The organism is Bacillus sp. NTK071, assembly GCF_017303315.1.
In the GTDB taxonomy this organism is placed as follows: domain Bacteria; phylum Bacillota; class Bacilli; order Bacillales; family Guptibacillaceae; genus Guptibacillus.
Genome location: NZ_JAFKOI010000007.1, coordinates 23,985 through 46,384 on the forward strand (window position 1 = coordinate 23,985; position 22,400 = coordinate 46,384).

The 22,400-nt window shown below is 40.4% G+C and carries 22 protein-coding genes; 9 read left to right on the forward strand and 13 right to left on the reverse strand.

The window, feature by feature from the left end; translation table 11 throughout:
• Positions 1 to 36 precede the first annotated feature (36 nt).
• The 3 genes from JI666_RS12445 to JI666_RS12455 all read right to left on the reverse strand — a co-directional run bounded on the left by JI666_RS12445 (position 37) and on the right by JI666_RS12455 (position 5,076).
• On the reverse strand, positions 37 to 2,049 hold the full coding sequence (locus JI666_RS12445) for a penicillin-binding transpeptidase domain-containing protein (protein WP_349769329.1): 2,013 nt from the start codon (positions 2,047 to 2,049) through the stop codon (positions 37 to 39).
• Positions 2,050 to 2,114: 65 nt separating this feature from the next.
• Positions 2,115 to 2,987: an SMP-30/gluconolactonase/LRE family protein gene (locus tag JI666_RS12450; RefSeq protein ID WP_206892247.1), complete on the reverse strand. Its 873-nt coding sequence runs from the start codon at positions 2,985 to 2,987 to the stop codon at positions 2,115 to 2,117.
• A gap of 103 nt (positions 2,988 to 3,090) precedes the next feature.
• Complete coding sequence (locus JI666_RS12455; protein WP_206892248.1) at positions 3,091 to 5,076, reverse strand: hypothetical protein; 1,986 nt, start codon at positions 5,074 to 5,076, stop codon at positions 3,091 to 3,093.
• Positions 5,077 to 5,365: 289 nt separating this feature from the next.
• Between JI666_RS12455 and JI666_RS12460 the strand changes: the two genes are divergently transcribed.
• Positions 5,366 to 6,718, forward strand: a complete 1,353-nt coding sequence (locus JI666_RS12460; protein ID WP_206892249.1) for a dipeptidase — start codon at positions 5,366 to 5,368, stop codon at positions 6,716 to 6,718.
• 60 nt (positions 6,719 to 6,778) lie between these two features.
• Here the strand turns inward: JI666_RS12460 and JI666_RS12465 are convergent, their stop codons facing one another.
• From JI666_RS12465 to JI666_RS12475, 3 genes are read right to left on the reverse strand one after another with little or no spacing between them, the layout of a single operon-like run.
• Positions 6,779 to 7,117: a hypothetical protein gene (locus JI666_RS12465; protein WP_206892250.1), complete on the reverse strand. Its 339-nt coding sequence runs from the start codon at positions 7,115 to 7,117 to the stop codon at positions 6,779 to 6,781.
• A gap of 40 nt (positions 7,118 to 7,157) precedes the next feature.
• Positions 7,158 to 7,253: a hypothetical protein gene (locus JI666_RS12470; protein WP_414635142.1), complete on the reverse strand. Its 96-nt coding sequence runs from the start codon at positions 7,251 to 7,253 to the stop codon at positions 7,158 to 7,160.
• Positions 7,254 to 7,272: 19 nt separating this feature from the next.
• Positions 7,273 to 7,602 (reverse strand): potassium channel family protein, encoded by a 330-nt coding sequence (locus JI666_RS12475; RefSeq protein WP_206892251.1) that lies wholly within the window; start codon positions 7,600 to 7,602, stop codon positions 7,273 to 7,275.
• A 230-nt stretch (positions 7,603 to 7,832) separates the two neighbouring features.
• Between JI666_RS12475 and JI666_RS12480 the strand changes: the two genes are divergently transcribed.
• Positions 7,833 to 8,300, forward strand: coding sequence for a nucleoside deaminase (locus tag JI666_RS12480; RefSeq protein WP_206892253.1), 468 nt, complete (start codon positions 7,833 to 7,835; stop codon positions 8,298 to 8,300).
• A 301-nt stretch (positions 8,301 to 8,601) separates the two neighbouring features.
• Here the strand turns inward: JI666_RS12480 and JI666_RS12485 are convergent, their stop codons facing one another.
• Positions 8,602 to 9,939 (reverse strand): cyanophycinase, encoded by a 1,338-nt coding sequence (locus JI666_RS12485; RefSeq protein ID WP_206892255.1) that lies wholly within the window; start codon positions 9,937 to 9,939, stop codon positions 8,602 to 8,604.
• Positions 9,940 to 10,230: 291 nt separating this feature from the next.
• Between JI666_RS12485 and JI666_RS12490 the strand changes: the two genes are divergently transcribed.
• Together JI666_RS12490 and JI666_RS12495 are read left to right on the forward strand one after the other, a co-directional pair.
• A complete protein-coding gene (locus JI666_RS12490) occupies positions 10,231 to 10,989 on the forward strand; it encodes an MBL fold metallo-hydrolase (RefSeq protein WP_206892256.1) in 759 nt (252 codons plus the stop codon).
• A gap of 161 nt (positions 10,990 to 11,150) precedes the next feature.
• On the forward strand, positions 11,151 to 11,438 hold the full coding sequence (locus JI666_RS12495; protein WP_286170793.1) for a hypothetical protein: 288 nt from the start codon (positions 11,151 to 11,153) through the stop codon (positions 11,436 to 11,438).
• A gap of 120 nt (positions 11,439 to 11,558) precedes the next feature.
• Here the strand turns inward: JI666_RS12495 and iadA are convergent, their stop codons facing one another.
• On the reverse strand, positions 11,559 to 12,725 hold the full coding sequence (iadA, locus tag JI666_RS12500) for a beta-aspartyl-peptidase (RefSeq protein WP_206892258.1): 1,167 nt from the start codon (positions 12,723 to 12,725) through the stop codon (positions 11,559 to 11,561).
• A 17-nt stretch (positions 12,726 to 12,742) separates the two neighbouring features.
• Positions 12,743 to 14,254, reverse strand: a complete 1,512-nt coding sequence (gene yfcC / locus JI666_RS12505; protein WP_206892259.1) for a putative basic amino acid antiporter YfcC — start codon at positions 14,252 to 14,254, stop codon at positions 12,743 to 12,745.
• A 178-nt stretch (positions 14,255 to 14,432) separates the two neighbouring features.
• On the opposite strand from yfcC, the gene JI666_RS12510 reads away from it, so the two are divergent.
• Complete coding sequence (locus JI666_RS12510) at positions 14,433 to 16,475, forward strand: sigma 54-interacting transcriptional regulator (protein ID WP_206892263.1); 2,043 nt, start codon at positions 14,433 to 14,435, stop codon at positions 16,473 to 16,475.
• 94 nt (positions 16,476 to 16,569) lie between these two features.
• Here the strand turns inward: JI666_RS12510 and JI666_RS12515 are convergent, their stop codons facing one another.
• Positions 16,570 to 16,998 carry a flavoprotein gene (locus JI666_RS12515; protein WP_206892264.1) on the reverse strand — a complete coding sequence of 143 codons (429 nt, stop codon included), beginning with the start codon at positions 16,996 to 16,998 and terminating at the stop codon, positions 16,570 to 16,572.
• Between the two features lie 145 nt (positions 16,999 to 17,143).
• On the opposite strand from JI666_RS12515, the gene JI666_RS12520 reads away from it, so the two are divergent.
• Positions 17,144 to 18,718 (forward strand): peptide chain release factor 3, encoded by a 1,575-nt coding sequence (locus tag JI666_RS12520; RefSeq protein ID WP_206892266.1) that lies wholly within the window; start codon positions 17,144 to 17,146, stop codon positions 18,716 to 18,718.
• Positions 18,719 to 18,738: 20 nt separating this feature from the next.
• On the opposite strand, the gene JI666_RS12525 is transcribed toward JI666_RS12520, so the two are convergent.
• A complete protein-coding gene (locus JI666_RS12525; protein ID WP_286170794.1) occupies positions 18,739 to 19,086 on the reverse strand; it encodes a winged helix-turn-helix transcriptional regulator in 348 nt (115 codons plus the stop codon).
• 124 nt (positions 19,087 to 19,210) lie between these two features.
• Between JI666_RS12525 and JI666_RS12530 the strand changes: the two genes are divergently transcribed.
• From JI666_RS12530 to JI666_RS12540, 3 genes are all read left to right on the forward strand, one after another.
• Entirely contained in the window at positions 19,211 to 20,035 is an 825-nt protein-coding gene (locus JI666_RS12530) for an STAS domain-containing protein (RefSeq protein WP_206892268.1), read from the forward strand.
• A 294-nt stretch (positions 20,036 to 20,329) separates the two neighbouring features.
• Complete coding sequence (locus JI666_RS12535; protein ID WP_206892274.1) at positions 20,330 to 20,533, forward strand: hypothetical protein; 204 nt, start codon at positions 20,330 to 20,332, stop codon at positions 20,531 to 20,533.
• Positions 20,534 to 20,566: 33 nt separating this feature from the next.
• Positions 20,567 to 21,172 carry an STAS domain-containing protein gene (locus JI666_RS12540; protein WP_349769336.1) on the forward strand — a complete coding sequence of 202 codons (606 nt, stop codon included), beginning with the start codon at positions 20,567 to 20,569 and terminating at the stop codon, positions 21,170 to 21,172.
• A 269-nt stretch (positions 21,173 to 21,441) separates the two neighbouring features.
• Here JI666_RS12540 and JI666_RS12545 read toward each other — a convergent pair whose 3' ends face one another.
• Together JI666_RS12545 and JI666_RS12550 are read right to left on the reverse strand one after the other, a co-directional pair.
• Positions 21,442 to 21,879, reverse strand: coding sequence for a cell wall hydrolase (locus JI666_RS12545; protein WP_206892279.1), 438 nt, complete (start codon positions 21,877 to 21,879; stop codon positions 21,442 to 21,444).
• 109 nt (positions 21,880 to 21,988) lie between these two features.
• The gene (locus JI666_RS12550; RefSeq protein WP_206892282.1) at positions 21,989 to 22,342 is read right to left on the reverse strand and encodes a DUF2200 domain-containing protein; all 354 of its coding nucleotides are present in this window, start codon (positions 22,340 to 22,342) and stop codon (positions 21,989 to 21,991) included.
• Positions 22,343 to 22,400 lie beyond the last annotated feature (58 nt).

Below are 22,400 nucleotides of genomic sequence, written 5' to 3' on the forward strand. Positions count from 1 at the left end.
ATCAATAACCACCACAACAAAGCTCATCACACCCGCTTAAGGCTGCATCCCGGCGAAAACCTTCTTCACTTTACCAGTAATATCGTGACTTGATGCGTTTTCAACCATCATTGCGATGAGTAAGTCTTTACGATCCGTGTTATACGCGACGAACAAACCGTTTTCCTGTCCGGTTTCTTCACCCGCTCCTTTTAACTCAGCAGTTCCAGTTTTCCCTGCAATCGAGATTCCTTTCACAACCGGGTCATGTGCGGTTCCTTCAGGACTCGAAACTACTTTTGAAAGTGCATCATTCACAACTGATGCAACCTCAGGAGAAACTACCTCCACTGTTTGAGGAGAATCTTCATCCATTTTGAGCGTTGGTTTAATCATCTTCCCTTCATTAGCAAACGTTGTATATGTCATTGCGAGGTGATAAGGCGAGACCTGTAGTTGTCCCTGCCCATAGCCGGAGTCTGCTAATAGAATGCCGCTACCTAACTCTTTGTTCGAAACAGAAGAGTTCTCCGTAGGGAACGGGAAGTCAACGTCTTGACCAATTAAGAATGACTCGAGGCCTTTTTCAAATTTTTCAGCTCCAAGATCAAGTGCTTTCCTAGCAAAATAGATGTTATCTGAGTGAATGAGGGCTTCTTCAAGAGTCACTTCAGGGTCAGCTGGTTTCACTCGTGTCACATGATACCCCCCCCAGCTAGAGTCCTTCTGCCATTCTAACCCATCAATTTTCTCTGTCGCTTTCGGATCAACATCTCCATCTTGCAAGGCAATCGCAGCAGTTAATGGTTTAACTGTAGAGCCCGGTGAATAGGTTTTATTAAATTTCGCAGAGAAGGGTTGATTCTTATCATCCGCAAGCGCTGCATATTCTCCTTCATCAAATCCAAGAGTGAAATCGTTTGGGTTATATGAGGGAGAACTTGTTAAAGCAAGCGTCTCACCAGTTGTTGGATGTAGAGCAACAGCTGTACCAGGTTCACCGTCAAGTTGTTTATAAAGCATCTCCTGTACGGTCGAATCAATCGTCACCTGGATGTTCTCGCCATCCACTTTCGGTTTACTTGCAATCACTTTATCTGATTCCGAATCTTTTCCTTTTATTGCAATTGTCCAGCCAGTTTCCCCATGTAGCTTCTCTTCGTATACTTGTTCTAGCCCAGCTACACCAATTTTCTCGTAACTTGAGTACCCTTTTGCAGCATATTCTTCTAAATCCTCTTTCTGTAGATTGCGAATATAGCCGGTTAAGTGTGCGGCGCTCTCACCGAATGGGTAAATCCGCTCGGTCTTTTCACTAACCATCACGCCTGTAATATTCTTTGCTTCCTTTACAAGCTCTTTCTCTGATTTCATCACACTTTTAATGGGAACAAATTGTGTAGGATCCGTCTGTACCCAGCTCTGGTTCAAATCTTTTTCCAAATCCTCGACACTTACTTTCAGTACTTCACTTAACTCTGAAAGGATCTTGTCCTTATCTGATTCGATTTTCTCTGGAACCACACCGATCTCGTTGACAGCCCCATTAACTGCGAGGTCTGCACTATTTCGATCCGTTATCTCACCACGAGTTGGAACGGCAGAATTAATGCTCACTTCTTCTCCTTCTTTTAATTCCTTAAAAATAAAAGAGGGATTCCAGTTCACACCGTAAGTTTCTGAATCCTCTTCTTCAGTAAGCACAAGCGTTGCCTCGTTTTCAAAAGCGACTTCTCCAGCTAGCGTCTGCATAGATACAGAGAATGGAAAACTCACTTCTCCTTCTTCATTTGGTTCAGGCTCTTCTTCAGGTTTCTTGAACGTTACCTTTAAATCCCGTGCCTCTACATCTTTATAAATGGTTTTGTACCGCTCAACAAATTCTTCTTTCGAAATCGACTTCTGTGTAGCAGGAGATAATTGATCATACATACTACTAAACTCCTGTTTATTCCAGTCCTTAACATATGTATCAAACGCATCGATCGCAGATGGGGGGCTCGAACAACTAGCTAGAAGTAAGATGAATAGCGCCACCATTATGAATGATCTATAATTCAATTTCAGCATTCCCCTCTATTCCTTTATTTTCCTATAGTATAAAAGAACTTGCTACGAGAAAAAAGAGTTAAGTCTTACCCTTTGAAGGCGTAAGTGCGGCTTCCCTTCACATCCGTTTTCACTCGAAAAACGCCTCCTGCATAAGGGAACTTCTTCAGTTCATCTTCACTCGTATTTGTTCTAGCCGTTGTAATATAAAGTTCATTGCGCTCCTTCCCACCGAACGTACAAGACGTTACATTTACAGCAGGTACACTCACTTCAAGCAACCGTTCTCCATTATCAGGATTCCACCTCGTTACCTTTGAACCACCCCAATGGGCAATCCACAAATTCCCTTCTTCATCACTTGTCATTCCATCTGGCATTCCTTCTCCGTCAGGAATTGTAATCACCTCTACTGGATTTTGTATATCCCCTGTCGAGAAATCATAATCATAGCGAACAACTTTTTTTGTAGGGGTATCAATGAAATACATATAACGCGTGTCTGGAGACCAGGCAATGCCATTTGATGTACTCACATGATCAACCTTCTTTGTCACTTCAAGGTTTTCATCGAGACAATAGAGAGCACCTCTTTCTTTTAAACCTTCTAAATGCGTCGTTCCTGCCCAAAACCTGCCCGCTGGATCGCACTTCCCATCATTGAAGCGATTCTCAGGCAAATGACTTTCTGGATCTGTGATTGCGTCCACTTGTTCAGTTGAGAGGTTCATAGCATAGAAGCCTCCAGACATTGCGAGAACCAAACCTCCAGATTCTCTAGGGGCAATCGTACCTACCATTTGTTCTTGTTTCATCTCGATATTACCTGCTGTCATCGGGTTATAGGCATGGACCTTTTTCCCTTCAATATCAACCCAATAGAGAAGTTGACGTTTCTCATCCCAACAAGGACCTTCGCCAAGTATTGCACGCGCATCAATTACTAGTTTCGCTTCCATTCTACTTCCTCCTTCAGTCAGTATGGTGCTCTTGGTCTATACTTTACCTTTTAATAAGAAAAGGGTCCACCTTCTCACTACGAGAAGGGAACCCACTATTACATTAAATTAGAAAAGGATTTGCTAGATCAGCCCATTGATACTTTTGACCCCAGCTTTCTTTGGCTAGTGTTGTCACTCGTTCAATCACATCAGACGGCACAGCCGATAAATCTCCCATTTCATTCGGATTATAGTGATACGCATAAACACGTGATAGGAATTGATCAAATGGGAGAGAAGCTTCCCCTTCCTCTTCACCATTATTTCTAACGGTCGATTTAATGCCTTGCCCCCAATCCTGGCCACTATCATTGTTCGGATTGTAGAAATAAACTCTCACATCGCCAGATGCATCTTGTGCAATTCGCTGAATTGAGATCGCATGCAGGCCAAGTAGGTCAGCGTTTGCCGTTGTAACAAAGATCCCCACCGGGTTTGGATAAATTAGCTGATGCCCTTCATTAAAATCAGGATGATGCGTTGCGTAAAACAAGCGGGCAAAATTCTCGTAATCAGACACGCCTCCTGTAACCGGGTTAATGACTGATGAAAACTCTTTCGAAATCCACTGACCATAGAATTCAGGGTTAACAAATTTATGTCCATCTTCCCCGCGAAACGCACTTCGCTTCATCATTTCATCATAAACGCGATCAAGGTGAGGTACGAGAATAAGTGAAACTGCGTCAAGCTCTTTATGAAGATCTGGCGCTAGCCCACCAACGATCAAAGAAGAATTGATTTCTGCTCCTTCAAACGAAATATCCACTTCACCATCACGACATGCTCTCGCAACTAGTTCTAAAAGGAATCCTGGATCATGCTGAGACCATAGACTAATTCCTCTTGCAGACTGACATGTTGGGTTCATTCCCTGACCAATGCCGAGCGGCTGGCCAAGAACGCTCAGAATGCCTGAGAGCAAGATTCCAACTGGCGTCAAATCGTCTGGGTTATTACGAGAATCCATTAAATCCTTCTCCACCTCAGGTAACATATCAATTTCGATGATCCTCTCAAGACCTGGAATAACAGGTGGTGATGATAGTACACCACGCTCAAGCATTCTTGCGAGACCATAGAGAGATTGAGCAGTTGTAGGGTAAATGGCTAATGTTATGAGCTCTTTCACTAATGAAAAATGCTCATTTAAGTTCGCTTCCCCTTTTTCAGTCAGGCCAAGTGAAAGGACAAGTAAATGACTCGCATCTTCTTCTGCTAAGGAACGGACCAATTTCGCGTGTATTGGTGATACAAGTCCTGTTTCTCGCATAATGTCAGCAAATCTTTCTGCCTCTAGCTCCTTCTCCATATCGGATAAAGCATCAAACTCATTTTTGTATTGTGTAAAATCTGGATAATTTCTGCTTAATTCTGTTGGTGCAGTTACACTATCGAGATAGCGTTGAATATTCTCACGACCCTGTGGATCTAGATCGTCTGAAGAAAGAAGATTTTCAGCAAATCCTATCATCTCATTAATCCGCTTTACCATAATTGGACGCTGTGCTGTCAAACGATCGATTTCGTTTACGAACGTTGAAGATAATGCCCCTAAGGATAATTGATTTGCGAGAAATTGGAAAAGATGAATGCCTCTTTTTTGCTGTTGACTCTGATTTATTCGCGCCTCCTCCGTTTCAGGAGGAAAAATCATATCAAGATTAAGCGCCATAATTTTATTTAGAAAGGTTCTAGCTTCGTCCGCCGTTAGATTGGAATGCTGGTAATCACTCTTAGCGATCGCAAGCACTCGAAGCTCACTTAATACTTCTAATATTGAATAGTTCCCTTCGACTTTGAATGAACCACCTACAAGCGGTGCCTGTAGTTTACGAGGGTTTTCCCAAGGTCCACCTTCAAATATCCCTGCTTGATCATACTCCGCTGCCAACTGGTAAAGATCTTCTAATTTATTTTGATCAATGAGAACGGCAGCATCTGATAAAAGTTCTTCTAACACAACTGGATTTTGACGATTTTCCTTAAATGACTGAAGAGTACTCGCAAACTTTTGCTGTTCTGAATTTGAAAATGATGTTTCCATTTCCATACATCCCCCAATATTTTCAAGATAGCTATTTGTACCCCAATACCAGGAAAAGAAACCGCTTCTAATTACCTATTTATTTTCGATTATGGAGGAAATCGCGGATATATCGAGATTATCGCGGATATCTCACCGTTTTCGCGGATAAAAATATATTTTCGCGGAAATATTCAAGAATTCGCGGATATGTCATTAAATCTGAACCATTCTCGCTCACGTCTTATAATGGGCAAAGTCCTCTCGCTACCTTATAATAAGGACAACGAGTATTAAGGAGGGCTTACTAATGAAGGAAATCATTGACCTACATAAGGACACATTTCTAGACGAACTTCAGGAATTCTTACAAATCCCTAGCATCTCAGCTATACCAGATCATAAATCTGATGTTGAAAAAGGGGCGAAGTGGGTTGCAACTGCTTTAGAGAAAATTGGCATGGAGAATATCGAGGTTATTGAAACGGATGGTCATCCTATCGTTTATGCGGACTGGCTTCATGCAGAAGGAAAGCCAACTGTACTCATTTATGGACACTACGACGTGCAACCAGCTGACCCGATTGACCTTTGGGAGACGCCTCCTTTCGAGCCTGTTATTCGTGATAATAAAATTTTTGCACGCGGCGCAACGGACGATAAAGGACAGCTATTTATTCATATAAAGGCCATAGAAATTTTAATGCAAGAAGACGGCACGTTACCTGTTAATGTGAAGTTCTGCATTGAAGGGGAGGAAGAAATTGCGAGTCCTCATCTTGGACCCTTTATTGAAGAAAACACCGACATGCTTGCAGCTGACGCCGTCGTCATTTCAGATACCTCCTTTATTAAAGAGGGATTACCAGCGATATGTACGTCGCTACGTGGCGCACTTGCAATGGAAGTTAACGTAAAAACAGCTAATACAGATCTACATTCAGGCGTTTATGGTGGAGGTGTGCCAAACGCGGTTCACTCGCTTCTTCGTATTCTTGATAGCCTTCACAATGAAGATGGCACAATTGCTATAGAAGGTTTTTATAAGGGAGTGCCCGAAGTAACGGATGAGCTAAGAGAAGAAATTGCTCAGATTCCTTCAGATGTGGAAGCAATGAAGAATGATCTTGGTTTAACCGCATTGTTTGGCGAAAAAGGATTCACGTTCAAGGAGCAAACTGGTATCCGGCCAACACTTGAAATCAACGGCATTTCAGGAGGCTATCAGGGAGATGGAATCAAAACGATTATTCCTTCTGAAGCAAGTGGCAAAATTAGCTGTCGCCTCGTTGGCAATCAGGATCCACAACACATCTATGAACTGATCGAAAAACACCTTCATGAACATTTGCCTGCAGGTGCATCCGTTTCTGTTAAACAGTTTATTAAGGCAAAGCCAGTTTCCCTGGACTCAAAGGATCCAATGATTCAAAAAGCTGCTGACGCATATGAGAAAGTCTATGGGGTTCGAGCCCTATTTCCTAAAGAAGGCGGATCTATTCCAATTGTAGAAGTCTTTGCACGAGTACTTGACGCACCAGTTGTATTAATGGGCTTTGGCTTACCGTCAGAGAATTTACATGCACCCAATGAACATTTTCACATTGAGAATTTCACAAAAGGGATTGAAACGGTTTGTACCTACTTCAAATCCCTGTCATAACTATTCCTTCTTAGCGAAAAGAGGAGGAGGAGGCTCGATCATGAGCCTCCTCCTCTTTGTTTAGAATGTGAGATATCCTTTTTTTACTCTTTTTCCATTAGAGGGCTGCTCCAACCACTTAATATGCTGAAGCTTTTCTTCCAATTTTGCGGCAATCTTCCACTCAATTCGATGCATCATTATTCTTGCCTTATAAGGTGAGATATCAAAACGATTCGCTGCTTCATGATAAGGAGAATACTTCTTCAAAAGGTTAAGGTATTGATCTGGTGTATCCGCTGATTCAATTAACCTTACTTCCAGTTCATCTATGAACTGATAGAGGGCTTTCTCCTTCTCAGGGAGTTTTGCCACGATATCGCGAACGAGCATCTTTACTAAATGTTCATTGCATTCCATTCATCTTCCCCTACCCTTTTACCAGCTTTACTCCAGGGGTCTACCCCTTATGAGCATATTCACGAAATGCAATTCTAGACATTCTAAACTTTCTTAAGTAACCCTTCTCAACTGATCTGATGACATTTGATCTCACTTTTTAATTAACTTTTGTCTTATTTACTTTTCCTATTTCTCCCCATATGTAAAGCGAGTTTGTTAATAAAACCAAGAATAAGACCAATTCCTGTAAATAAATAAATGATTGTGAAAATCTTTCCGAAATCAGTTTGTGGACTAAAATCGCCAAACCCTACAGTTGTTAACGTAACAACACTAAAATAGAGAGAATTTAGTACGGACCAATGCTCTACCGTGTGATAGAAAATCGTGCCTGAGACGAGCGTAATTGTCGTTAAAAAGAAAAGAACCTGGAACTCTTCATCTTTTATCGCTCTCCATAACGCTGACAGCATTCTCTTTAACGTGAGAAGAAATGAAATCATAGTTATCTCCTTTTACATTCATATTTCACTATTTAATGATAAAAGATTATTTTAGCATACTCATCACTTAACAAATGACGTCATACACTTTTTGATGGCTGCTTCTATAAGCGTAGTGGTCATTGAAAGACGAGCCTTTTAATTTCCCTTCCACTCTTGAAATTTGTTTCTCATCATAGGGAATGATGATAGGTATGTCTAATTACTTATAAGATTGGAGAGTGGTGAAAATGAACGAGAACGATTGGTTAAAAGCAGCTATTCAATTGGCTTCAAAGAGCGTAAAGAAAAAAGGCGGTCCTTTTGGCGCCATTATTATGAAGGATGGTAAGGTCATTGGTGAAGGCATGAATCAGGTAACCACGAAGCATGACCCTACCGCTCATGCTGAAGTTGTCGCGATTCGTAATGCTTGTAAAAAAATTGGCTCACATCAGCTTGATGGCTCCGTTATTTATACAAGCTGTGAACCGTGTCCCATGTGTCTTGGAGCGATTTACTGGTCTCGACTTGAAAAAGTCTATTTTGCGGCAACTAGACACGAAGCTGCTGATGCTGGTTTCGATGATGCCGTGATTTATCAAGAAATAGAGAAAGAACCAGAACAACGCAAGATCCCTTTTCACCATCTCGAGATGGAAGACAAATTCGAACCTTTCGATACATGGAAACAGCAGACCGAAAGAATCGACTATTAACCAAAAAGAGGCTGGGACAAAACTAAAATACATGAAGGAAATCGCGAATTTGAATGGTAAGAGTAAGACCTTAGCGTAGCCAACATACGTAGACTCCTGCGGGAACAGCACGAGTCCGAAGACCCCGCAGGAAAGCGTTTTTTGCTTTCTGAGGAGACTGAGGCCGTGCCCGCGGAAAGCGAAGTATGTTGGCGAAGCGGTTGTTTCCTATCTGTAAATTACGAAAGACCCGATCTGATTCAAATGAATTGTTCGGGTCTTTCTCATGGTTATTTACTTATGTCCCAGCCTCTTTTACCATTTACTTTGGAAACTTCTCCATTTTATTTTCCTTCACTTTATCTTCCTTCAATTTAATCTCAATTGGGTTAAGATCAAGAGATACATTGATCGCGGCATAGGATTCAACTCCATTGATTTTACCCCAGTATCCCTTCGTGTCTTGTTCTTTAGAGAAAACCAGCTTAAATCCTTCCCCTTTCTTCTCACTAGTCAAGACATAATCAAGGCCAATCGCTTGATCCGTTTTACTATCAACCAGGTCATACGTTAGCAATTGTTTCAATGCATCTTCACCAAAAATACTATTATTGACAGAAGAAGCTGGATAGTAAGGTTCTTCAATGCTAGGCTTGTCTCCTGTGATGTTATATTTTTTCGTATCCCAGAAATAGCGATCTCCTTTTTCAATGTAGCTAATGCTTACATCTTTCATGGCAGAAGGAAAATCCGTCGTTTTCTTCGCTTTAGACAGATCCACAATGACAAGACCACTTTCTCCAACCACTTCAATTGATTTCTTCTCATTGCGGATAATCATCGCGCTATTCTCATCGATACCATAAGCCATTTCTTTACCAGCATCCCATGCCCCAACGATAAGTCTTCCAAAACGCCCGCGCTTTACAAAGTGCTGATCGACCATCCCATTCTCAAAGAAGCCTAGACCCTTCGTTAAAAATACGCGATTATCGTCTTCATCACCATAGTTATCTTCATATGTTACACCACCATTAAGTGCACCAAGACTTGTCCCAGCACCAATCATTGGATCACTCATGATAGCTGCGCCTGCACTTGAACCACCAAGAACAGCACCACTATGGTAAATATCTCGAATGGAAGTAAGTACAGGAGTGTCCTCTCCATTAACCAACAAGGAATTTGTATAATCCAGTTGGTTTCCACCAACGAACCAGATGGCATCATATTCTGTCACTTTTTGAGCTAGCTTCTTATCATATGCACCATTCGCCCATTTGGATTCATCCTCATCTGTCGTAGGATCATCACTTACTGCAATAGGAATGATATCGATGTTCTCTTCATTTGCTCCGTACGAAATGAAATCATTTTTATAAGATGAAGCACTTTGGAATGGTTCAGAACTAGCAGTGGGCATAATGCCAATCTTCACTTCTTCTTTTGTTTTGTTTCTGAAGTCTTGTGCTAATGATAGAAACGACTCATACACGTCTGCATTATCAGAGCTTAGCGCTCCACCTACAATCACTAGTGATCCTTTCGCTTCCTCAGCCGGGGTGGCATTTGACTCAGATTGAGTTACACTTTGAACGCCTAACACAGAACATACGATTAACACTGCCGCTACCGCGAAAGCGTATTTCCATTTCCGCATTTACATCACTCCTTCGTTTTGTTACTAAACAAATATGCAAGTTTCATTCCAACCAAGAAAGACTGATACGAAAAGGCTCCCGCTTAGACTCTTATGATACTGGTGGTTAATTGAAACCAATAACAACCCAAAAAGAGCAACTACTGAAACACGTAGTTACTCCACCTTCATCTGCTAATGATTGTCATTTAGCACAAACATAACCCCCAAAATTTTTGAGCGAATCTTTGTATTCCATCTCACCATTTATATTATTCTATAGGAGAAGCATCTCAAAGGAGGAAACCTATTATGAAGATTCAACTCATCCGAAACGCAACGCTCGTTCTTCAATACGCAGACAAGAAATTTCTAATTGATCCTTTCCTATCCGACAAAGGAGCAATGCCACCTTTTCCTAACACCCCAAACCAGCATCTTTCTAACCCTACAGTTAGTTTCACAACTTCTATGGAAGAAATCCTTGATGTGGATGCTGTTATTGTCACCCACTTACATCCCGACCATTTCGATAACAAAGCGAAAGAGCTACTACCTAAAGAGATCACGGTCTACGCACAGAACAAGGAAGATATGGAAGTAATTAAAGGAGAAGGTTTTCAAAATGTCCTTTCACTTGAAGAGGATTCAGTGTTTGAAGGCATTACACTATCTCGGACAGACGGGAAGCACGGTGCAGGAGAGATTCTAAAGCAAACTGGACAAGTTTGCGGCATCGTCTTTAACCATCCAAAAGAAAAAACGCTCTACGTAGCAGGTGACACTCTTTTCAATGAAGATGTTCAGGATGCTATTCAAACACACCAACCAGAAGTGATTGTCGTAAATGCCGGCGCCGCTCAATTTCTTGAAGGTGGTCCCATTACAATGACAAAAGAAGATGTGGCAAAAACTTCTCAAGAGGCTACTAGCGCTACAATCGTTGTTTCCCACATGGAAGCACTTAACCACTGTCTATTAACAAGAGATGAGTTAAAGCAGTATATCGAAGAGAAAGACCTTTTAAATAACATTCTCATTCCAAATGACGGAGAAACACTCTCATTTTAATAGTACAATAACCCCGCTCCAAATGTGGGGTTATCTTTTTTTGTTCACTCCTATTAATCACTTAATCATATCCTCACATACCATCTGTACATTCCAAATTCATATTTCCTGAAATCCGTTCATAAGCATAGTGATGTATCAAATTCGCAAAGGAGGGGTTTATGATGTCTGAGAAAAATTCAACAAAAGAAGATAATATTGTTAAAAAGACATCTAAGCAGGCAAGTGACCTTGTGAATAAATCCGCTGACACAGCGAATAATATCGTAAAATCTGTTAGTGGAGAAGGCGGTCTCGTTGGCAAGGCGGCTGACGCTTCGACAGACTTTGTAAAAAATGTAAGTAAAACAGGAAATAAAGTGGTCGGTAAATCAGTTGATACTGCATCAAACGTTATTAAAGGAGCTTCTAAAAAGGTATTCGGTAAGAAAAAAGATAAAGATTCATAAACCAATATCCTAATGACTCCGGATTAATTCGGAGTCATTTCATTTACATACACTTGCTTCCATCTAACATGCAGACTTATCAAAAGAATCCAGCCCATATGAGCCGGATCCACCAATCACTTATTCAAATGTTCCTTTTACAATCGTTTCCTTTCCCCTCACCATAACCTGACCTCGTGCTACTACTGTATCGATCTCAAGATCAGCATCAACTATAACAAGGTCTGCATCCTTCTCTACTGCAATTTCACCTTTTTGGCTCAACCTCAAAAGCGACGCCGGGTTTTTTGTAATCACTTTTATCGCATCCGAAATCATTACCTTATCTTCTACAATCGCATCACGTACTTCTTTATACAACGAAGCAACCGAGCCTATTTGCAAACCCTCGAATTCTCCAGACGCACTAAAAGCTGGCAAGCTTGCCTGTCCATCTGATGTAAATGTCATTCGTTCTATGGGAACTCCAGCTTCGATCGCCCGTCTTAAGCCAGTACTGCACTTTACTTCCCCTTCTTCTAGAAACTGAGGAATGGTGCTTGTAGTGAAATCAATATATCCACCTTTTTTCGCATATGCTAAACCAGCGTTAAACAGCTCCTCTGTTCTATTAATATGCGTTGGATGGAATGTTTTAATCGGAATATCAGTCGTTTCAACCACTTGCTCAAGCAATGACAGTTTAGACGAACTATCTCCTAGATGAATATTTACGATCCCAGCTTTTCCCGAAAGCATTCCACCTATTCTCGCAGCAGAAGCAATTTTAGCCATTTCTTCTACTGTAGGCTGAGACGATCGATGATCACTAATAGCAATCTCTCCCGCTCCTATCACGCGATCAATCAAGATAATGTCATCTTCAATTTTACCCGTTAATGTTTTAACAGGTACCTGATAACTACCTGTATGGACATAACATGTAATGCCTTCTTCCTCAAGACCTCTTGCTTTTGCGATTAAATCCGGCATTGTTCGTGTTGTGCCATCCGTACCAATAACCCCAACAATCGTTGTTACTCCTGCTTTTGTCGCTTTTGATAACGTTAATTCTGGTGTTCGTGTCCGAAAGCTACCTTCCCCACCACCACCAGTTATATGAACATGAGAATCGATGAATCCTGGAAAGACGATTTTTCCTTCAGCGTTGATTTCATCATGCGGAAATACTTGCGGTAGTTCGATTTCATCTTCAATCATCGCAATTTTATCAAACGCTACTAAGATATCTTTCTTTCCCAAATATTCCGGACTATATATTTCTGCATTTCTTATGACTGTAAACATTGTATTTCCTCCAAGCCTTACTGAAAGTTCATTAATGATGCGGTTATAACAAAGATCGACGCTAACACAAACAACAGAACTTGAAACTTGAGAATAAATTTAACCCACGTTCCCCAATCCATTCTTGCTGCTCCTAATGTACCCATTAGAGCTGCTGATGTTGGCACGATAATATTCGTGAGCCCATCACCAAGCTGAAAAGCAAGTACAGCGACCTGCCGCGACACACCTGCTATATCAGAGAGAGGTGCCATTAAAGGCATTGTAAGCGCCGCTTGACCTGATCCAGATACTACAAAGAAGTTAAAGATAGATTGGAAGAGGAACATAAACCAAGCTGACATCGCTGCCGGAAAGTCATCTACTAAGTTCCCTGCACTGTACAGCATTGTATTCAGCACAGAAGGTTCACCAGCTGCATCGCCTCCAAGAATAATAACGATCCCTTTTGCCATACCAACAATTAATGCCGCTGGTAGTAAGTCCTTCGCTCCCTCTGTAAATCCTTCTGCAATATCATTTATCTTCATACCATTTAATTTAAAGATAACTGCGATTACACCCGCAACAATACCAATGGTAAAGAACTGTGTAGCGATTTCTGGGATGTAATAAGCATGCTCAATAACTCCCCAGATAATCCAGCCAATTCCAGCTACAAGAGTTAGAACGACAAGTCCATGTCCCAGCGTGAACTTACTACTCAAATTCTGATTTTGATTGTATTCTTTGAAGTAGAGATTCGCTTCACTACTAAGCGACTTCCCTGGATCTTTTCGAACACGATTCGCATACCACATCGTATACGCAATCCCAATGATCGTAAACACAACCCACATGACCATTCTAAATGGTGACCCCGACAATACAGGAATTCCAGATACCCCTTGAGCAATCGCTACACTAAATGGGTTCATCCATGAAGTGGCAAACCCGATTTGCGTTGCTACATAAGTAATCATCACTCCTGTAATGGCATCATACCCCAGTGCCACAACGAGAGGTATGAGAATCATCGCAAAAGCAATCGCTTCCTCACCCATTCCAAATACAGCACCACCGAGAGAGAATAAGAAGAACATAATGGGGATAATCAGAACTTCTCTCCCCTTTGTCTTATCAATGATCGAGAGAATCCCCTGATCAATCGCCTTCGTACGCATAATAATACCGAAAGCACCGCCAATTATCAGAATAAAGGCCACAACCCCTACGGCTGATCCCCATTTATCCCCTGAGACTAGTCCTTCAAACACATAATTTAGAAAACCTGTTCCACCATAGGGTTCAAATAATGAAACTCCTTCTCTGACAGCATCTCCACTATCATCTGTTACATATGTAAAACTGTCTGGTACAAGAACGGTTTTCGTTTGCTCTTCTCCCTGCTGTATATACGTGACATCCTCTGTTTCAAATGTTCCTTTAGGTATAAAATACGTTAAAGCTGCTGCTGCAAGTACAACGAAAAAGACAATCACAAACGTATGAGGCATTTTCATTTCATTTTTTCTTTTCTCTTGTTCCATGTTTCCCCTTCCTCCCGTTTTCATAGTGTTAAACCTCGCCCTTTATATACGCAAGTTCTGTGCCAATTCATTTCCGCTTCAAAATTCCGAAAAATGATACTTTACTACAACTTATTGGGTTAAATTGATTCTTTTGGGTGATATAATAGAACCCAAACAAAAGAAATGGGTGATGAAATTGGAACGACCGACCTTAACAATTATTGCAGGTAGTAAACAAACAATGGAGGTCCTCCATGAACAGCTTGAACAATTAACCGGTGACTATCTTTCGATTAAAGCGTTCGCTGTTGATGAAGGACTCCCTCTAGATGTAAGAGACAATATTATTCTGTATTCGTCAGCAGTTGCAAAAGCCGAGGCAAATAGCCTTTCATCTATTCAAGGAAATGAATCCTTCGTTGGAAAGAGAACGATTAGGCACCAATATATCGAGAAGCTGTTAACCATTCCAGCAGACGAAAAAGTCCTAATGGTTAATGATGATGATCAAACCACAATCGATGTGATCGAATCCATCTATCAGCTTGGTATTAATCATATTAAATTCGTGCCATACAAACGTGGACAGATGTTCTATGAGAATATCAACACAGCTGTCTCACCTGGAGAAACTCACCTTTTCCCCAGTTATATTGATAACGGAATTGATATTGGAGTTAGACCGTTTGATATGGCAACCATCCTCAAACTAATTGACCACTTTTCTCTTGATGATTCGATCTCTTCGAAAGTATCCGAACGCTATCTTCGAAATATGATAGGTCTTCATCGAAAAATTCTAGTCGCTGAACAAGAAGCGATCAAAACAACCAGACACTACCAAAACGTTGTTGATACAGTCGATGATGGGATTTTAGCCATTAATGAGAATAAAAGTATTACGCTGTTTAACCATCGCCTCGAAGCACTTTTTCAGAAATCAGCTAACGAAGTTCTTCATCAACCTTTACGAGAAATAGTTAAACAGGAGCTTTATGATTTCATTGTACATAGTACGGATGACAATAAATTTTTCTCTATGAACGGTGTCGATGTTGTAGCCTTTCGCCAGCATATGATTAAGGAACAAACCGTTGTTGTAACGTTTAAAAGCGTTCACCAAGCATTCGAAATTGAAAAAACAGCGCAGCGCGAGCAGTACAAGAAGGGATTCTATGCGAAGTATGATTTTGAGGATATCCTAGGTGATCATCCCGTTTTACTTGACTGTGTTCGAATTGCCAAAAAGCTAGCAATCGCTGAACATCCGATTCTAATTCATGGAGAAACGGGTGTAGGGAAAGAACTTTTCGCACACTCCATTCATCGAACTTCACTTCGAAAAAACGGTCCATTTATCGCTATTAATTGTAGCGCTTTAACAGAAAGCCTCTTAGAAAGTGAACTGTTCGGCTATGAAGAGGGAACCTTTACAGGGGCGCAAAGAGGAGGCAAGAAAGGATTATTCGAACTTGCAGATAACGGAACCATTTTCCTTGATGAAATCGGTGATATTAGCCCCGCCGTACAGGCTCATTTACTTCGCGTTCTTCAGGAAAGAGAGATTAGAAGAATTGGAGGAAGAGAAATCACGCCTGTTAATGTCAGGGTAATCGCTGCTACTAATAAAAACCTTCAGCAAAAAATAGCGGATGGAAGTTTCCGTTCCGACTTATTCTATCGCCTGAATGTTCTTCACCTTTCAATTCCGCCGTTAAGATATCGTCTAAGTGACATTAAGCAGCTTACTAATTACTTTATAACGAAAAGCGGAAATTGGATGAAAGTCGAGGATGAGGTAATCGAGACATTCCTAACACATAGCTGGCCTGGTAACATTCGAGAACTTAAAAGTATGATTGATTACGCACTTGTTGTATCGGATGGTACGACAATAACGAAAGAGGACTTACCTCACGATCGCCTCTTAAACAAAGGGCTTAGCTCAACTGATTATGCAAAAATGCCATCAAGCAGCATGGAAGCGAAGGAGTACTGTCTTATTCTACAAATGATCAAAAAACGAAACGATGAAGGAAAGCCAGCTAGTCGGAATTATCTTTCAAAAGAAAGCGATGACTTTAATCACCCTCTAACACCTCAACAAGTTCGACATCGTTTGAATGATCTTGAGGAGCAAGGTTATGTTCTCAAGGGAAGAGGAAGAGCTGGAACCCATATTACACTTGAAGGTGAACATTATTTATCGCAACTTACTGCACATAGTAAGAGACTTTAAGGTCCTTCAAGGGGGCACTGTCTAGCTCCTCTCTATTCAAACTTGCAAATGCACATTAAGTCTCCAGATCACTAGTGTCATCTGGAGTCCAACACTAGCCATTTCCGTCTTTAAATTGGAGCGAAGACATATTCTTAATAGGTACACCAGCTTCTATATAACTTCTTACAAGCTTCCAATTTCCTTGTACACCTTTTCGAAATGTATCAAAGAACACATTTCCAGTCTCACTTTGTTCTCCATCCACTTTAATCGAAGCATGAATAATCGCAAGCATTTCATTTCGACGAAGTGGCGTAACGGCAACCTGTTCTAGAACCCAGACGGTTCCATCTTTCTCAAACGCATCGAAGGCTTGCTCCCAGCCCTGAAGTGATTCTTCATAACGAAAATCATAGACCTCTGATTGACTTGTCACTTCTCTAGCTTGATAACTCTCACTTATATAAGACTTTAATTCGTCAATGGATGAGTTTCTCCAGCTAGTAAGAAATTGATTGAGAAATTCTTGAAATCCACTCATATCGATTGATCCCCTTTCACTTATTATTTTCTATAGGAAAGTGTTGCAATCCTTTCCCTCTTTCCCTTCCCTACATGCAATAGGAACAACCTTAAGAATATGTTATATTACATAAGAAGTGATATTGAAAGGACTAAATGACATAATGACTAACCATAAAGAATTACAAGAAGAAATAAAGAAGAGACGGACATTTGCAATCATCTCTCACCCCGATGCTGGTAAAACGACATTAACCGAAAAGCTGCTATTCCTTGGCGGACAAATTCGTTCAACAGGTACCGTTAAATCAAGAAAGTCTTCCAAGTATGCAACATCTGACTGGATGGAGATTGAGAAACAGCGTGGAATTTCTGTTACTTCCAGTGTAATGAATTTCAACTACAAGGGACATACCATTAACATCCTTGATACACCTGGACACGAAGATTTCAGTGAAGATACGTATCGTACACTTCTAGCTGTAGACAGTGTTGTAATGATTATTGACGCCGCTAAAGGGGTCGAGTCACAAACAAAGAAACTATTTAAAGTTGTAAGTGAGCACGGCATTCCAATCTTTACTTTCATTAACAAAATGGATCGTCAGGGTCGTGAGCCACTTGAGCTTCTTGAAGAAATTGAAGATGTGCTCGGAATTGAATCATACCCAATGAACTGGCCAATCGGAATTGGGCAATCTTTCCAGGGGGTTTATGATCGCCATCAGAAAGCAGTCGAATTCTATGATACAGAAGGCGACAACAAGCAGGCGATGCAGATTTCAGACCTTGAAGACCCTGTGTTAAAAGAAAAAGCAGGAGACGATCTTGTTAATCAGCTTCAAGAAGACGTGATGTTACTTGATGAAGCTGGAGCTACTTATAGTGAAGAAGCATTACAAACAGGTAAGCAAACACCTGTCTTCTTTGGTAGTGCAATTTCTAGTTTCGGTGTGCCTACATTCTTAAACCATTTCCTTGATTTAGCCCCTTCTCCAGCACCACGCGCTAGCTCTGAAGGTGAAGTAAAGCCGGATGAAGAAACATTCTCGGGCTTTATCTTTAAAATCCAAGCAAACATGAACCCTGCTCACCGTGATCGCGTAGCGTTCTTACGTATCGTATCAGGTACATTTGAAAAGGGTATGGAAGCATGGCTTGAACGTACAGGTAAAAGCCTGAAACTATCACAAGGTCAGCTTTTCTTCGCTTCTTCACGAGGTAATGTTGATAAGGCGTATCCTGGTGATATTGTAGGTCTCTACGATTCTGGAACATACCAAATCGGCGACACACTCGTAGGTTCGAAGAATGTTTATTCCTTCGGCGCATTACCTACATTCCCACCTGAGCATTTCGCTAAAGTTCGTGCGCAAAAGGCGATGAAGCAGAAGCACTTCTATAAAGGTGTACAGCAGCTTTCTGAAGAAGGTGCCATTCAGGTATACCGAACTGCGCACTGGGATGAAATCGTAATCGGTGTTGTTGGTCGCCTTCAGTTCGAGATCTTCGAATACCGAATGAAGGGCGAATATAATGTCGATATTCAATTTGATACAATGCCTCATCAGCATGCCCGTTGGATAGAGACAGATAATCCTGAAGATAAAGTCGATAGCATCCGCAACATGCTTGTTTATGATCAGCTTAAGCGCCCTGTTCTTCTGTTCCAGAATGACTTTGCCCTCCGCTGGTTCCAAGATAAAAATCCTGATATTCCATTAAGAGAATCCAGGTAATACGAAAACGAACGTGTACTCTAGTGTACACGTTCGTTTTTTTGCATAAGCAACTTTTCACTCCGAATTCCGTGATTTCTCCCCCACTCTTCCATAGTATGAAGAAGCGTTTTGAGAGAATGACCATATTCAGTCAGTGAGTATTGCACCTTGGGTGGTATATCATCAGATACTTCTTTATTGACTAATCCATCTTCCTCAAGCTCTTTCAGATGCTTAATTAAGGTCTGATGTGGGATACGAGGAATGACTCTCTTGAATTCGCTAAAACGAAGAGGTTGCTTTACTAATTCAAGTAGTATAACAGCTTTCCACTTCCCACACACAGCATCGAGTGTCGTTTTCATATTCTCTACAGAGCTGTTCAACTTGTCCCTGCACCTCCAGGTATATAACAATATACTTCTTCACAAAAAAGTGAGATATAGTAAGATAAGTTTATATAACTTTTATTTTACCACAAGTTGATCGTTGAGTTAGAAGGGAGTTTCTATGTCCGTACATTTTTCAAAATCTGTTCATATTCTAGGACAGTCTATTATAGAGCATAAGGACCAAATTACAGCAAACGCCCGATATTCCAGCGAAATTGCAAGTAATGAACAAAATCTACCAGACGTCGTTCCAGACGCATTCTATGACCATATCGTTGTTTCACTTGGAGAGTCAATTGAAGCAGGCGAAGTGGCTTACACGAATGACGACTTGCCATTCTTTGAAGAAGCACGAAGAATGACTGGTCTTCTTGAATCGATTCTAATGAGTATCTCTTCCATCAAACAAGCTCTTTTTAATTATATTGATGAGTATAGTAAAGACATTGATTTAACCGTATCAGAAGTCATTTCAATAACTAAATTGATCGACCCGCTTATTAATCAATACCTTCTTTACTATACGGAGAATCACTTGATGCAAGCAGCACAAAGTCTTCAAGCCGAGTATTACCAATCAGATGAGCTTTCTGTTCCAATTATTAAGATTTCGAATCGAGTAGCCATATGTCCAATTATTGGTGATATCGATGAGAGACGCGGCAACCTGATCTTAGAGCGAACGCTCATGGAGTCTAGTACAAAGAAAATCCGCACGCTCATCCTGGACTTATCAGGTATCGGAACACTCGACACAATGATGACACAGCAACTTTTCAAGATTGTCGATTCGCTTGAATTGATGGGTGTAGAAGTTATTGTAACAGGTGTTAGCTCAGAAGTAGCGATTGGTGTCGTCTCACTTGGACTTGATTTAAATGCATTAACAATTAGACAGAATCTTTCAGATGCTCTTCAGGAGCTAGGGATGATTGAATCGTAATCATTTCATTCTAATTTATAGAAATACAAAAAGGACCAAATTGGTCCTTTTTGTATTTGCTTCTAAAATATTTCATGTATTCAGAAGTAGCAAGAAAATAGGCAAGCCTTCTCTCTTCTTTCTACCCTATTAGGTTTAGTAGCCTGTATAAGGCTGCACTAAAGCTAACAAGTAGCCTTTCAATCTGAACAACTCTTTTTGGTTAAATATATTAAATACATTTTCATTCTGACTGTAATGCGTTACCATTAGGTTAGACTAATAATGGAAACAGCTTATGAATGAGGTGATTAATTGAACAATTCAACTCTCCCTACTTATGCAACGATTGAAGAAGCATCAAATGATGTTCTAGAAGTTATGAGTAAATTCGTTGGGGTAAACACGTTTTTTGTGGCAAAGAATGATTTACAGGATGTAGATATTGTCTCATCTTATAATCGAGATGAGATCATTCTAGATAGTAATTTTGAAACTCTATATCGTGATTCTTACTGACAATTCATCGTAAAAGGCGGTCGTGAACCCCTTATCATAAATGATCTAGCTTCAAACGAAGAGACGAAAAATATGGAAGTTACAAAGGATCTCGGTGGAGGCTCTTTAATTGGTGTACCTATCTATTATCGCAATGGAGAAAACTACGGTACCCTCTGCGGATTAGATACTAAGCCTTTTCACTATACTGAAGATCATGTTGATTTATTTAAAGCTATGGCAAATCTACTCGGAAATGTGCTGGAATTAGAAAGAGCCAATAACCAAATTCAATCGTTGTCAGTTCCAATCGTACCGATCTCAGATGAAGTAGCCATCCTTCCTATAGTAGGTAATGTGGACGAAGAACGTACAGAACGAATCATGGAAATTGCACTAGCTGAAAGTGCTAGTAATAATGTCGAATACCTTATCTTTGATTTATCAGGGCTTACTAACATTCATTCAAACAGCGCCATGAATCTATTAAAAATTGGTCAATCACTTAAATTAATCGGTGTGCAAATGATCGTAACAGGAATACGTCCTGACCTTGCTTTAAAAGCCGTTCAATCACATAGTGACTTTGATCAAATCATTGTTCAATCAAACCTTAAACAGGCATTAAATTGGATCGGATACAAATTAGTGAAAGAGTAAATGAAGATTGTTTTTCGAGTACTATAAGAATGAATAAGGGATTGCCCACGGGCAGTCCCTTTTCAAGTTAGTACATATTTAATCGGCATTTCAAATTTTTTCTTCTATTACCTTTTGTACTTCAGAGGTACAAAGCATTGCTTGAATTATCAGCTTTTCTTAAGATCATCACTATTAAATAAACACCTATCCACCGTTTTACGCGCAATGGATAGGTGTTTATAAATATTGTCTGAATCAATCAAATTTAATATAAGATGAGCTTAAGCTCATCTATAAACACTTGCACATGTTCCAGCTGCTGGTTCATAATAACAATGGTTTTTATATTGACCAGCAAAAGGTTGACCGTACCATGTCTGAGGACACGGCGCATATGGATTGAAATACCAAAGAGCATATTTCCCTGGATGTTGTCTCCAATAATCCAAGTTCTTTTTAGCTAATCTTTTCTCAACGGATCTCGCTCTATTGTAAAATACATTACCCTTTTGAACAGCTTCAAAAGAATAATTTCCTCCTTGTACTTGATATATGACTTGCGGAATTGTCCTTAAACCTACAAAGTCTAGACACTCTGCTTGAGCACGGTTAACAATGACATTTCCAACATACAGCATTCCTTGTTGACCTTCACCTTCTGCTTCCGCTCTCATCATTCTTGCCATTAAGGCAACATCTGCACTTGTATATTTTACTCTTGGCATTTTCTCACCCCAAAAGTATTGTATGAAAAAAGACTACATTGATGTCATTCTTTTTGTACCTTTATCACTTTTTTTATGAAATCAATTCATAAATATAGGATATGTTAGCTTACAATCTCCGCAAAATCTTCTCCATCGCTTTTCCCTTTGCTAACTCATCGATCAGCTTATCCAAATAGCGAATTTCCTGCATAGTTGGTTCTTCGATGTCTTCCACTCTTATACCGCAAACTACACCTTTAATCATGTTCCGTGAAGGGTTCATTTGGGGAGCTTCCGCAAAGAAGTTTTCAAAGGTTGTTTGTTTTTCCAAGTGCGCTTCTAACTCTTCTTGGCTATACCCTGTCAACCAACGGATAATTTCATCAACTTCTGTTTTCGTACGTCCTTTTTTTTCCGCCTTCGTAACATAATGGGGATAGACACTAGCGAAGCTCATTGTATAGATTCTATGTTTGGTCATTATCCAACCTCCTTTAGTGATTTTGTTAAATTGATTACACTAGATCAAACGCTTGCTC